This window comes from Ramlibacter sp. (assembly GCF_050250995.1).
Taxonomy (GTDB): domain Bacteria; phylum Pseudomonadota; class Gammaproteobacteria; order Burkholderiales; family Burkholderiaceae_C; genus Ramlibacter.
This window is the reverse complement of record NZ_JBFWNP010000003.1, coordinates 245,879-257,746: the sequence shown is the minus strand read 5'-3', so window position 1 is coordinate 257,746 and position 11,868 is coordinate 245,879. Positions and strand designations below refer to the sequence as shown.

The 11,868-nt window shown below is 71.2% G+C and carries 13 protein-coding genes, 2 tRNA genes and 1 pseudogene; 5 read left to right on the top strand and 11 right to left on the bottom strand.

Annotated features, from left to right (window positions below; genetic code table 11):
* Window positions 1–341 precede the first annotated feature (341 nt).
* From AB7E83_RS04905 to AB7E83_RS04890, 4 genes and pseudogenes are all read right to left on the bottom strand, one after another.
* Window positions 342–1,304: pseudogene (locus AB7E83_RS04905) on the bottom strand (AMP-binding protein); the annotation flags it as partial.
* A complete protein-coding gene (locus AB7E83_RS04900) occupies window positions 1,301–1,918 on the bottom strand; it encodes a thermostable hemolysin (protein WP_428565903.1) in 618 nt (205 codons plus the stop codon). The gene AB7E83_RS04900 and the pseudogene AB7E83_RS04905, both read right to left, overlap by 4 nt.
* Before the next feature lie 78 nt (window positions 1,919–1,996).
* A complete protein-coding gene (locus AB7E83_RS04895) occupies window positions 1,997–2,878 on the bottom strand; it encodes a ribose-phosphate diphosphokinase (protein ID WP_428565902.1) in 882 nt (293 codons plus the stop codon).
* Window positions 2,878–4,368, bottom strand: coding sequence for a thymidine phosphorylase family protein (locus AB7E83_RS04890; protein ID WP_428566161.1), 1,491 nt, complete (start codon window positions 4,366–4,368; stop codon window positions 2,878–2,880). Before AB7E83_RS04890 ends, AB7E83_RS04895 begins: the two co-directional genes overlap by 1 nt.
* 306 nt (window positions 4,369–4,674) lie before the next feature.
* On the opposite strand from AB7E83_RS04890, the gene AB7E83_RS04885 reads away from it, so the two are divergent.
* Together AB7E83_RS04885 and AB7E83_RS04880 are read left to right on the top strand one after the other, a co-directional pair.
* Entirely contained in the window at window positions 4,675–6,003 is a 1,329-nt protein-coding gene (locus AB7E83_RS04885) for an HAD-IC family P-type ATPase (protein WP_428565901.1), read from the top strand.
* Window positions 6,004–7,143: an HAD-IC family P-type ATPase gene (locus tag AB7E83_RS04880; protein ID WP_428565899.1), complete on the top strand. Its 1,140-nt coding sequence runs from the start codon at window positions 6,004–6,006 to the stop codon at window positions 7,141–7,143.
* 22 nt (window positions 7,144–7,165) lie between these two features.
* Here AB7E83_RS04880 and AB7E83_RS04875 read toward each other — a convergent pair whose 3' ends face one another.
* Together AB7E83_RS04875 and AB7E83_RS04870 are read right to left on the bottom strand one after the other, a co-directional pair.
* Window positions 7,166–7,522 (bottom strand): TraR/DksA family transcriptional regulator, encoded by a 357-nt coding sequence (locus AB7E83_RS04875; protein WP_428565897.1) that lies wholly within the window; start codon window positions 7,520–7,522, stop codon window positions 7,166–7,168.
* A gap of 9 nt (window positions 7,523–7,531) precedes the next feature.
* Entirely contained in the window at window positions 7,532–7,972 is a 441-nt protein-coding gene (locus tag AB7E83_RS04870; RefSeq protein ID WP_428565895.1) for a universal stress protein, read from the bottom strand.
* A 98-nt stretch (window positions 7,973–8,070) separates the two neighbouring features.
* Here AB7E83_RS04870 and AB7E83_RS04865 point away from each other — a divergent pair, with 98 nt between their 5' ends.
* Entirely contained in the window at window positions 8,071–8,646 is a 576-nt protein-coding gene (locus AB7E83_RS04865) for a hypothetical protein (protein WP_428565893.1), read from the top strand.
* Between the two features lie 16 nt (window positions 8,647–8,662).
* Here the strand turns inward: AB7E83_RS04865 and AB7E83_RS04860 are convergent, their stop codons facing one another.
* From AB7E83_RS04860 to AB7E83_RS04850, 3 genes are read right to left on the bottom strand one after another with little or no spacing between them, the layout of a single operon-like run.
* Window positions 8,663–8,887, bottom strand: coding sequence for a hypothetical protein (locus AB7E83_RS04860; protein ID WP_428565892.1), 225 nt, complete (start codon window positions 8,885–8,887; stop codon window positions 8,663–8,665).
* Window positions 8,884–9,255 carry a phage holin family protein gene (locus tag AB7E83_RS04855; protein WP_428565890.1) on the bottom strand — a complete coding sequence of 124 codons (372 nt, stop codon included), beginning with the start codon at window positions 9,253–9,255 and terminating at the stop codon, window positions 8,884–8,886. The genes AB7E83_RS04860 and AB7E83_RS04855 overlap by 4 nt, the downstream gene beginning before the upstream one ends.
* A gap of 1 nt (window position 9,256) precedes the next feature.
* Complete coding sequence (locus AB7E83_RS04850; RefSeq protein ID WP_428565888.1) at window positions 9,257–9,583, bottom strand: DUF883 family protein; 327 nt, start codon at window positions 9,581–9,583, stop codon at window positions 9,257–9,259.
* A gap of 222 nt (window positions 9,584–9,805) precedes the next feature.
* Here AB7E83_RS04850 and AB7E83_RS04845 point away from each other — a divergent pair, with 222 nt between their 5' ends.
* A complete protein-coding gene (locus AB7E83_RS04845; protein ID WP_428565886.1) occupies window positions 9,806–10,024 on the top strand; it encodes a helix-turn-helix domain-containing protein in 219 nt (72 codons plus the stop codon).
* Between the two features lie 101 nt (window positions 10,025–10,125).
* Here AB7E83_RS04845 and AB7E83_RS04840 read toward each other — a convergent pair.
* Both AB7E83_RS04840 and AB7E83_RS04835 read right to left on the bottom strand, forming a co-directional pair.
* Window positions 10,126–10,201 (bottom strand) — tRNA-Lys (locus AB7E83_RS04840).
* A 25-nt stretch (window positions 10,202–10,226) separates the two neighbouring features.
* Window positions 10,227–10,302: transfer RNA gene (locus AB7E83_RS04835), tRNA-Ala, on the bottom strand.
* A gap of 124 nt (window positions 10,303–10,426) precedes the next feature.
* On the opposite strand from AB7E83_RS04835, the gene AB7E83_RS04830 reads away from it, so the two are divergent.
* Window positions 10,427–11,836, top strand: coding sequence for a S41 family peptidase (locus AB7E83_RS04830; protein WP_428565884.1), 1,410 nt, complete (start codon window positions 10,427–10,429; stop codon window positions 11,834–11,836).
* The last annotated feature ends 32 nt before the right edge of the window (window positions 11,837–11,868 follow it).

The following is an 11,868-nucleotide window of genomic DNA, read 5'->3' as shown; positions in this document are numbered from 1 at the left end:
GTCTCGTTCGCGGCGTCCACCGCGGCTTGCAGTGCCGCGTCGGGGACGTCGGCGCGGGCGGGCCACAGCACGGCGCTCAGCGCGGGTTGCGCGTCGCCGAACACGGCGGCCAGGCCGATGCCGGCGTCGTGCAACGCGCCCTCCACCCATTCGGGCGACACGTTGCGGCCGAAGGAGGTGATGAGGACGTTCTTGCTGCGGCCTTCCACGTGCAGGAAGCCCTGCGCATCGATCGTGCCGAGGTCGCCTGTGGGCCACCACGTGGGGGGCGGCTGCACGTCGCCGAGGTAGCCGGCGAACAGGCTTCCCGCGACCTCGATCTCGCCGCGTTGCGTCACGCGAAGGCGCGCATGCGGCAAGGCGCGGCCGGCGCTGCCGGGCCGGTCGGCGCCGGGCAGGTTGAGCGTCTGCACCGACCCGCCTTCGGAGAGTCCGTAGCCCTCGTAGGCCGGAATGCCGAGGGTCCGCGCGGCGGCGATGAGCCGCGCGCCCACCGCCGCACCGCCGACGGCGACGAGCCGCAGGGAGGCCGGGGCGCGCTGGCGCGTCGCGGCCAGGTGCGCGACCCACAGCCGCAGCATCTGCGGCAGCACGATGAGACTGTGCGGCTCGGCGCGCGCCACGGCCGCATGGAAGGCGGCCGCGTCGAAGCCGGACGAACCGGTCCAGCCGAGTTGCGCCAGCGGCTCGACGAGGCAGGTTGCCCCGTTCGTCAATGCCGCCGACAGGCCGGCGACGTCCTCCAGCAGCACGGCGAAGGGCAGCACGCACAGGTGCCGCTGGATGCCGAGCGGGGCCAACGCATCGACGATGCCGTGCGACACCTTGCGCATCGCTGCGGCTTCGAGGCACACGCCCTTGGGGGTGCCGGTCGTGCCCGAGGTGAACGTGATCTTGGACGTGCCCGGCGGCAGGTCGACGCGCGCACCGGGCAGGCGCAGCAGCACCAGCGCATCGCCGCCGAGTCCGCAGGCCTGCGCCGGCGCCTGGGGCCAGCGACGGGCCACGGCCTCGCTCGCGAGCAGCGCATCGGCGCCCGACGAACGCAAGGCGTGCCCGATCTGTTCGGGCGTGAAGAAGGCCGGCAAGGGGACGTGGACGATTTGCGCGCGCCGTGCTGCGTGGTCCGCGATCACCCAGGCCACGGAGTTGTCGATCAGGGTGGCCAGCACGCGGACCCGTTCGCGTTGCAGCGTGGTCGCGAACTCGGCGACGGCGGTCTCCAGGTCGTCCGCCGCCCAGGCCTGCCGGCCGTCCCGCACCACCGCACCGGGTGCGATCGGGTTCCGGCTCGCGTCGTTCATTGCGCGGCTCCGCGTCCGCGCGCGGCCAGGCGGCGCAGCGCCTGCGGCAGGTGCCCCGCGAGGACGAGCGGCCGATGCTCGTAGTACGAGCCCCAGTCCGCGGCCTCGTCACCGAGCGCGGCGGGATCGGCCACGCCGAGGGTGAGGGGCGTCACGCCGATGCGCAGGAAGAGGCTTCGCAGCTCCTGCGTGAGGGTGCTCACCACCCACTGGAAGCGTTGTTGCGCGAGGTGCGGCCCCAGGGCGAGGATCAGGCGGCGGCCTTCACCCGCGCGCGACGCGGCGAGGTGCCCGACCTCGACGATGGACTCGCGCGCCGGCACGCCGTGCTGCTCGGACGCCAGCAGCGTCTCGACGGGCGTGCGCAGATAGCGTTCCAGGAAAAGCGGGGAAGCGCCGGCCGACCGCCAGCCGGCCGCGGCCACGATCCCGCCGGCATCCTGCAGCGACACCAGCATGGGCATGAACGTCCGCACGCGTGCGCCATAGCGCCTGAAGTAGATCTCGCGGATGAAGTCCTCGACGGCGTCGCGCCCGGCGTCGTCGGGCCGGTGGAGGGCGAACGCCGGAGGCTCGGCGGCGCCGTCCGCGCTTTGCGCTCGAGAGGGGGCCATGGCAAGGCATGACGAGGCCGGTGGCATGCAAGCTCCTTTGAGAAGCCGCGATCTTGCGCACCGTAGATTGACGCAAGCTTAAGGAGAGTCGTTCAGCTCGCGGACCGCCTCGGCCAGGACCGGCGCGAGGGAGATGACGTTGGACGCGTGCGGCACGCTGTCGCAGCTGGCGATGCGGATCCCCGCGGCGTCGAGCACGCGCAGCGCGTCCGCGTCCATCAGCGCATGGACGCAGACGCAGGTGTGGGCCGCCAGGCCCGACGCGCGGAGCAACTGCGCCGCCGCGACGATCGTGCGTCCGGTGGAAACGATGTCGTCCACCAGGACGGGCGTGCCGCCCTCCACCGCCGGCTCGGGCGCGCTGACCGCGACGTCGCGATCTCCCGCGCGTACCTTGCGCATCACCGCGTAGGGTGCATCGAGCAGGGCCGCGATGCGGCGGACCCATTGCAGGCTCTCTTCGTCGGGCCCGACGATGACGGGGTCCGGGACGTTGTTCCGGATCCACTGCGCCATCGGCGCCGCTGCGCTCACGGCGCGCGCCGGGACGTCGAAGACCTCGCGCAGCTCGTGCAGGCGATGCAGGTGGGGCTCCGCGGTCGCCAGGAAGTCGAAGCTTCGCGACAACAGGCGCGCGAAACTGCGCGCGCTGATGGCCTCGCCCGGCCGGAACCGGGTGTCCTGCCGCATGAAAGGCAGGTAAGGGGCCACCAGCCCGACGCGCGTTGCACCCAGCTCGCGGGCGAGATCCGCCGCGAACAGCAGGGGCAGCACCTTCGCATCGGGCCGGTCGAGGGCGGCGGCGAACACGACGGGCTGGCCGGCGAGGTCGGCGTCGATGCGCACCCGCTGTTCCCCGTCCGGGAAGCGGTGAATGTCGATCGTCGCGAAACCGGCTTCGAGATGCGCCGCGATCCGCGAGCCCGTCGCCGCGGCATCGGGAAGTGCGAGCACGAGCATCAGGCGTCCTCCCGGACATGCACGGTGTCGGACTGCGCGGCGGCATAGGAACGCGCGTAGTCCAGCTCGCCGGGCGACTCGGCGTGGATCGTGAAGAGGGGCTGCCCCCGCTCCGCGAAATCCCCGTTGCGCACGTGCAGGTCGATGCCGGCGCAGGGTGACTGCGGCGCGCCCGCGAGCTTGGCCACCCGTGCGAGCCGGCGATTGTCGATGGCGATCACGCAGCCGCTGCGGGCCGAAACGAAATCGTGGCGGTAGTGCGCAAGGCGCGGCTCGCGCAGCCCGCCCTGCGCTTCGCAGATCTCGCGGAACTTGGCCCATGCGCGGCCGTCCGCCAGCACGGCGGACGCCATCGCCAGGCCGGCGCCCGGCGCTGCCACGCCGCCGGACTCGAGCACGTGGCCGGCGAGCAGGAGCGAGCGGGACTTCAGGTCGTCCGGCGCCGCCGGTTCGTTGCGCAGGACGGCGAGGACATCGCGAGCTTCGAGCGTGGGACCGATTCCGCGTCCCACCGGCGCCTGGCCGTCGGTCTGCAGGACGCGCAGGGTCAATCCCATCGCGGCGCCAACGTGTTCGAGCTGCCGCTGGAGACCGTCCGCCGCCGCCGCCGTGCGCACTTTGGCGGTTGGACCCACGGGCATGTCGATCAGCACGTCGGTCGCGCCCGCCGCCACCTTCTTCGACAGGATGGACGCCACGAGCTGGCCCTGGCTGTCGAGGTCGAGAGGCCGCTCGACGCGGATCAGCACGTCGTCGGCCGGGCTCAGGCGAACGGCGCCGCCCCACACGATGCAGCCGCCGGTGGCGTCGACCACGCGGCGGATCGACGCGATGTCCAGGGCCACGGGCGCCAGGACTTCCATCGTGTCCGCGGTGCCGGCGGGCGAGGTGATCGCGCGCGACGAGGTCTTGGGCATCCGCAGGCCGCACGCGGCCACGATCGGAACGACGATCATCGACGTGCGATTACCGGGCAGGCCGCCCACGCAATGCTTGTCCATGACGCGCCCTGCGCCCCAGGCGAGGCGGTCCCCCGCATCGACCATCGCGCGCGTCAGCGCGATGGTCTCGTCGAGGTCGAGGTGGTCGCCCGCGCATGCGGTGACGAAGGCCGCGAGCTGCAGGTCCGAATAGCGGCCGGCCGCGACGTCACCGATCACGGCACGGAAGGCGTCGACCGAGAGTCGGCGTCCGTACACCTTCGCCCGAACGTGGCCCAGGGACTCGAGCGGTGCGGGATGGCGAAACGTGGCTTCGTCGGACTCGCGTGCCCCCAGCAGCCGCCATGCGGCCTCGGACAGGCCCGCATGGTCCGGCGACAGGAAATCGCCGTCGACCACGTTGAGCGTCGCGACGATCGAGCGTTCCTGGAGCACCACCTCCACGCGCGACTGCGCCTCGAAGCCTTCGCTGCGGCAGACGGCGCAGTCGCGCCGCATGTAGACCACGGGCTCCTGGTAGGTGTCGATGCCGAGCCGCAGCAGTCGCATCGTCCTCAAGCCCGGCGGTCGATCGGGTTGCCGTTGCGGCGTCTCGAATCGCAGTTCATCGTTTCCCTTCCCCTGCAAGAACATCGTGGTCGTTCCGATCTTGGCGGGCGGCGGCCGCCGCAGGTTGATCTTTCGCAAGTCTCGGCCGTTTGCGTCAAAGGGTCGGCGCCCCGCATGATGCAGACTGCCGGCCATGCGCGAATACCTGGAGCTTGCCATGAACCTCGAATCGCACCGCCGCCGCGGCGCCGCCCGCAAGGCCAAGGAGCGCGCGTCGTTCACCGTCGCGGCGCGGTGAGTCGCCCGATGGAGGGTCTCTCGTCCGCGCAGGCGCGCGAGCGCCTCGCGCGCGACGGCCCCAACGACATCGAGGCCGTGCGGCGCAGCTCGCTGGCCGCCCTGCTGGCAGGCGTCGCGCGCGAGCCGATGTTCCTGTTGCTGATCGCGGCCGCGGCGCTGTATCTGCTGATCGGCGATCCGGCCGAGGGGCTGCTGCTCGCCGGATTTGCCTGCGTGACCGTGGGCCTCGTCATCTTCCAGCAAAGGCGCAGCGACCGGGCGCTGGAAGCCTTGCGCGCGCTGGCCGCGCCGCACGTGCGCGTGCTGCGCGACGGCGCGCCCGCCCGCGTGCCGAGCACGGAGGTCGTGCAAGGCGACTGGCTGCTCGTCGCCGAGGGCGAGCGGGTCGCCGCCGACGCGAAGCTGCTGGAGGCCGCGGCGTTCGAATGCGACGAATCGCTGCTGACCGGCGAATCGGTGAGCGTGGCCAAGCGCGCCGGGGACATGGCTTTCGCCGGCACGCTGGCGGTCGCCGGCCATGCCGTGGCCGAAGTGCAGGCCACGGGGGTGCGCACGCGCATGGGCGCGATCGGCGCGTCGCTGGACCGCATCGATCTCGCGCCCACGCCGCTGCAGCAGACGCTGGCCCGCGTCACCCGCAAGCTTGCATTCGTCGCGATCGCGATGAGCGTCGTCCTGGCGGTGGGAATGGGGTTCGGAACCGGCGACTGGCTGCAGGGCGGGCTGGCCGGAATCGCCTTCGGCATGTCGATGCTGCCCGAGGAAATTCCGCTGGTGCTCACCGTGTTCCTCGCGCTCGGCGCATGGCGTCTCGCGTCGGTGAAGGTGCTTGCGCGCCGGCCGGCGGTCGTCGAGGCGCTGGGTGCGGCGACCGTGCTGTGCGTCGACAAGACGGGGACGCTGACCGAGAACCGGATGCACCTGCTCGGCATCGTTCTGCCGGGCAGCGATGTCCAGCATCGCCCGGTGGAGGAGATACCTGCCGTGCGCGACGTGCTGCGGCACGCGAGCCTGGCGTCGCGGCGCGGCGCGGTCGACCCGATGGACCGCGCGGTGATCGCGACCGCCGACCAGGCGGCGGCGGTCGAGCCGCATGCGGGCGGGTCGCTCGCCCGCGAATATCCGATCACCCCCCGGTTGCTCGCGATGGCGCAGGCGTGGACGCGGCCCGATGGCTTGATCGAAGTCGCGGCGAAAGGCGCGCCGGAAGCGATCGCGACGCTTTGCAAGCTCGATGCCGATGCCCGCGAAAAGCTGCAGCGGCAGGTGGGCCTGCTGGCCGCGCGCGGGCTGCGCGTGCTGGCGGTGGCGAAGGGCGCGCAGCCGGAAGCCTAGGTGCGGGCCAACGTCGACGACTATGGGTTCGCGTTGCTGGGTTTGCTGGCCTTCGAGGATCCGCTGCGCGCCGACGTTCCCGCTGCCGTGGCCGTCGCGCGCGAAGCGGGAATCGCGGTGGTCATGATCACCGGCGACCATGCCGCCACGGCGCTGGAGATCGCGCGACAGGCCGGCATCGACACCGCGGGCGGCGTGATGACGGGCGAGGCGCTGGCGCAGCTCGACGATGCAGCGCTCGCTGACGTGGTCCGGCGCGTTCGCGTCTTCGCGCGCGTGGCGCCGCTGCAGAAACTGCGTCTGGTGCGGGCGCTCCAGGCGTGCGGCGAAACGGTGGCGATGACGGGCGACGGCGTCAACGACGCGCCGGCCCTGAAGGCGGCGCACATCGGGATCGCGATGGGTGCGCGCGGCACGGACGTCGCGCGCGAATCGGCCGGGCTGGTTCTGCTGGACGAGAACTTCGCGCGCATCGTCGACGCCGTGCGCCTGGGCCGTCGGATCGACGACAACCTGCGGCGAGCGATCTTCTACATCGTCGCGATCCACGTTCCGATCGCGGGCCTCGCCTTCGTCCCCCTGCTGCTCGGCATGCCGCCGCTCCTGCTGCCGGTCCACGTGGTGCTGACGGAAATGGTGATCGATCCGCTGTGCTCGTTCGCCTTCGAAGGCGTCCCGGAAGCCCGCGGGGCGATGCAGCGGCGTCCGCGGCCGCGCAACGACCATGCGTTCCGGTGGTCGCGCATCCGGGGCGCCCTGGTGGCGGGCGTGGTCCTGCTGGGGGTGGTGCTGCTCGTGTGGTCGACGTCGCTCGGTGCAGGGGACTCGGACGACACGGCGCGCGCGCTGGCCATGAGCGCCCTCACCGCCGGCAACATCGCGCTCGTGTGGATGCTTGCGCGGCCGCAAGGAGCGCCGGGTTTGCACGCCTCCCGCGCGCTGGTGGCCGTGAGCTTGGCGACCTTGCTGGCCGGCGCGGTCGGCCTCGCGCTGCCGGCCGCTCGCGAGCTGCTGCGCTTCGCGCCGGTGTCGCTGCCGGCCTTGCTTGCGGCGCTGGGTGCGGGCGCGGCGGCGGCAGTCGCGGGCGGCTGGCTGGGCTCGCGCGATGGAACGGTGCGAATCGAATCGGGCCGGCCGTGAAGCCGTCGGCGTCGGTGTCCGTCTACTCGGCGTCGGCCTGGCAGCGCGTACACAGTGGCGCCGCCGGCACGGCGAGCAGGCGCTGCTCGCCGATCGCCTCGCCGCAGGACAGGCAGGTGCCGTAGCTGCCGTCCGCGATGCGGCGCCGGGCGGCGGCGATGGCTTCGAGCTCGCTCGCCGCGCGCGTCGTGAGCGCTTCGTCGACGATCGCCTGCGTGTCTTCCTCGGCGAAGTCCTTCCTGTCCTGGACTTCGGTCCGGTCGTGCTCGTGCGAGGACGCATGCAGGTCCGTGGCGATCGCGCGGCGCAGGTCGGCTTCGCGGCGATCGAGCAGCGCCTGGAAGCGCGCATGGAGAAGTGTCGGGTCGGGTCGGGTCATGGGGCGCTTTCAACGAACGATGAGCACGGAAACGGGCGAGAGCGCCGCTAGCTTCGCGGCGACGCTGCCGAGCAGGAGGTTGTCGAGGCCGGTGCGGCCGTGCGAGCCCGCGACGATGACGTCGGCGCCGGCTTCCTTCGCCGCGGCGAGGATGCCCTTGGCGGCGGTCACGTCTTCCAGCAGGCGCAGGCGCACGTCCAGCTTCTTGCCGGACTGTTCCGCGAGCTGGAGTACGCGCGCGTGCGCCTCCGCCGCGTGGTCCCGGGCCGCGCCGAGGTACGCGTGCAGGCCGAGCGGGTTGGTGTCGCCGATGCCCAGGTAAGGGTAGGGGTCGACGACATACACGGCGGTCAGGACGGCGGACTGCTCGCGTGCAAGGTCCACGGCGGCCCTGGCGGCGCGCTCGGAGGCGGCGCTGCCGTCGGTGGCGAGCAGGATGTGCTTGAACATGTGGGTTCCTTGGAGGTCGCCTCATCTTCACGCGCCTGCCGCGATGACTGCTTGACCTTTCTCAACGCGAGGCACTGCGGCTGCGCCGAGGATGACGCGTGACCACCGCAAGACTTTCCACCCTGCTCGCCGCAGCCGCGCTGCTCGCCGGATGCTCGTCGATGCTTCCGCGCGGGACGACCGACATGCCGTCGCCGTTTCGTTCGTTCGCGGAGGCGCAGGCCGCCGCCGAGCGCATCGCGCCCTTTCGCACGCGAGTCGACGACCTTCAGTCCCTCGGGTTCGACCCGAAGGAAGGCAGGAACGTCACGCAGATCCCCTATCCGGACATCGTCGCGCGCCTTGCGCCGTACCCGGGGGTGTCGCTCGATGCGCTCGACCCCGGCATCCGCGCCTGCATCGTCGCGCGTTCGGGATGCCGCGCCTACGTCTTCCGCTTCGAGCGCATCGACCGCAAGCGCGAAGGCGGCTTCTGGGCGGACTTCCTCAACGTGCGGCGCGTCACGAACACCACGGGGTGGTGGTTCGAGACGCTCGTGGTCGTGAGCGATGACGTCGTGCTGTTCCGCAACCATTCCGGCGAGCCGCGCATCGAGAAGGTCGAGCGGCAGACCAACCCGCTGGGTCCGTTCCAGCCGGCGGGCGAGGGCGCCGGTGCGGCGCTGCTCCGCTGAGGCCGGACGGGTTGCGTCAGGAATTCAACGCGCGCAGGGCTGCGACGAGGGTGGCCCCTGCGCCTAGGATCGCGCGCAGCGGCACGCGAGCCATCAGCACGCGTGCGGCGGCAAGCCCAATCGCGCCGGCCGTCGCCGCCGTGCCGAGATCCGTGAGATCGCGCGCCAGGCGTGCGCGCGTCGCCGCCGCATCGCATCGAAGCGCCAGCTTGCGCATCCGCAGTTGGTGCCCGATCCTCATGGCCGTGCCTCCGGACGCAGTGCGTCGCGGTCGCGCTCGAGTTCCTCCAGCGTGGCGTGGAGGAATGGAGGCTTTGTGCGGAAGCTCACCGCCAGCCGCCAGGCGACGAAGCCGGCGGCCGACGCGAAGAAGGTCGCGACGCCGAGGCTCGCCGCGACCCGCGCGTCTTCCCACCAGTAGGCGATGACGGCGAGGCCCAGTGCGGCGAGTGCGAGTGCGGCCAGGGTCGTGAAGGCCAGCAGGGCGGCGATCGCGCAGCCCGCGAACAGGAGTTCCTGTTCAACGTCGAGCGCGGCCAGTGCCACGCGCTGCCGAAGCACCTGGACACCGGAGGCGGCGACACGCCGCAGCAGGCCGCGCTCGAACATGTCAGCGGCGGCCGACGAGCAGCCCGACGAGCAGGCCGATACCGGCGCCGATGCCGATCGCTTGCCACGGATGCTCGCGCACTGCGCGGTCCGCCGCGCGCCCGGCTTCTTCCACTTTCGCGAAGGCCGCGCGCTGGGTGGCCACGAGTTCGGCCTTGGCGGAGGCGAGGCTTTTCTCCAGGCGCGCGCGTGCGTCGCCGTAGCCCGCGCCGACGTCGCCCGCCGCGTGGCGCAACAGCGCTTCCGCATCGTCGACCACCGCGCGCAGGTCGCGCGCGAGCCGCTCGCGGTCGTCCGCCAGGTGCGGTGCGATGTCGTTCATGTTCATGGCGTTTCCTTTCTGGGTTGGCGGGTCCAGTCTGGATGAGATGGGGGGTGGGGGGGTTGACGAGGGTCAAGTGCGCGGGGGGAGGCGGGCGGCCGTGCGCAGTGGCGTGATGTCGCAGGAGAAGGTGCGTGCCCGGGCTATTGCAATTGCCAAGGCCGAGTACAAACCCAAGCCCGGCGAGAGCCCAAGATCTGGTTCAACTCGATGCGCTCGGTAGCGGAGGTGCTGAGCGACTCCAACCGCGCATTGCTCAAGGCTATCGAGGAGACCTCTCCGCATTCGATGGCCGAACTTGCAGAAGCGACCGGCCGCCGGCCGGGTAATTTGTCCCGCACGTTGAAGACCATGGAGCGGTACGGGCTCGTAACGCTGCGCCGCGAGAGGAATCAGGTCCGACCCGTTGCGAACGCCACGGAATTCAAGATTCTGGCCTCGGCATGATCACGGTTCGAATGGTCCGAGGGAGAACTTCTGCTCCTGCGCAGGCGGGTCGGCTGCTGCAGAAATGAGAGCGCCAGCACGAAGGCTGGCGCACTTGAAAGTGGTGGGTCCTGTAGGATTCGAACCTACGACCTACGGATTAAGAGTCCGCTGCTCTACCAACTGAGCTAAGAACCCACTTCGAGAAAAAGAGGAGGTGTTGTGGTGGAGAGGAGGAGGATCGAACTCCCGACCTTCGCATTGCGAACGCGACGCTCTCCCAGCTGAGCTACCCCCCCACAACGAAGTCGATTCTATCAAACTCTCGCGCCGCTTTCAGTGCGCGGCGTAAAGCAGGCCGCCCGGCCCGCGCGATGCGATGCGCCGCCTAGAATCTGCGCGAGGATCACCCTCGGCAAATCGATGCGACTGAACACGTCCTTGTGGCTCGCGGCAGCGGCCCTGGCGGCCGGCTGCGGCGGCGGTGGGGGCGGCAGCGATGCAGTCGTCGTCGCGCCGCCCGCACCCGCACCCGCACCCGCGCCTGCACCCGTCACCCCACCTCCCGCCCCCGCACCCGTCGACACCGTCTCGCCGGCTCCCGCGCCGACGCCCGCGCCGACGCCGGCACCCGTCGAGCCCGGCTGCACGCAGGCCGAGCAGCAGCAAAGCCTGCTCGCCTACATGCGGCAGCAGTATTTCTGGGCCGACCGGATGGCCGCGGGCAATCCGTCCGCGCTCACCATCGACGCGTACTTCCAGTCGCTGCTCTTCAAGCCGCTCGACCGCTACAGCTACACCGAGCCCACGGCCGCATTCAACCAGCGCTTCACCGAGGGGCGCCGCATCGGCTACGGCTATTCGCTCGCCTGGGACGAAGCCGCGGGCACGCTGCAGGTGCGCTACGTCGAGCCGCTGAGTCCCGTCGCGCGCGCGGGCCTGAAGCGCGGCGATTTCGTGATCTCCATCGACGGCTTCACGCCCTCGCAAGTCATGGCGGGGCAGGTCGCGACCGTCACCACGGTCGGCGTGCCGCGCGTCATCGTCGTGCGCGACGCTTCGGGCGCGCAGCGCGGCATCCAGGTCGCGTCGGAGGATTTCGCGCTGACGCCGGTCGCCGCGCAGGCCACGCACACGGTGGCGCGCAGCGACGGCTCGACGGTGCGGGTGGGCTATCTCGCGTATCACCAGTTCGTCACCTACAGCGCGAACGATCTCGCCAATGCGTTCTCCGTGTTCCGCGCGGAGGGCGCGACCGAGGTCGTGCTCGACCTGCGCTACAACTCCGGCGGCGCGGTGAACACGGCGCGCGACGTGGCCAGCCACATCGGCGGCACGACCACGATGAACCGGATCTTCGCGTCGCTGCGCTTCAACGCGCAGATGCAGGGCGCGAACCAGGACTACCTGTTCGCCCCCTCCATCGCAACGGCCATGCGGCGCGTCGTCGTGATCACGTCGACCGAGACAGCGTCGGCGAGCGAGCTCCTCATCAACGGCCTGAAGCCGCACGTTCCCGTGGTGCTCGTGGGGCAGACGACGTTCGGCAAGCCCTTCGGCTTCATCCCGCGCGCGAGCTGCGGAACCACATTCAACGCGGTGCTGTTCGAGACGGTGAATTCGCAGAACGTCGGCGGTTTCACGAGCGGCTTCGCGCCCGACTGCGCGGTGGCCGACGACCTGACGCGCGCGCTGGGCGATCCGCAGGAACGGCGACTGCGCGCCGCGCTCAATTACATCGGCACGGGACAGTGCGGCGCGCTTGCCGCGCCGGTGAAGGGGCGCGTCGTGCCGGCGGGCGAAGTGAATCCGGTGGGGATGTTCGTGAGGTAGTGCCGCGCTTTGCCCTCACCCCGGCCCTATCC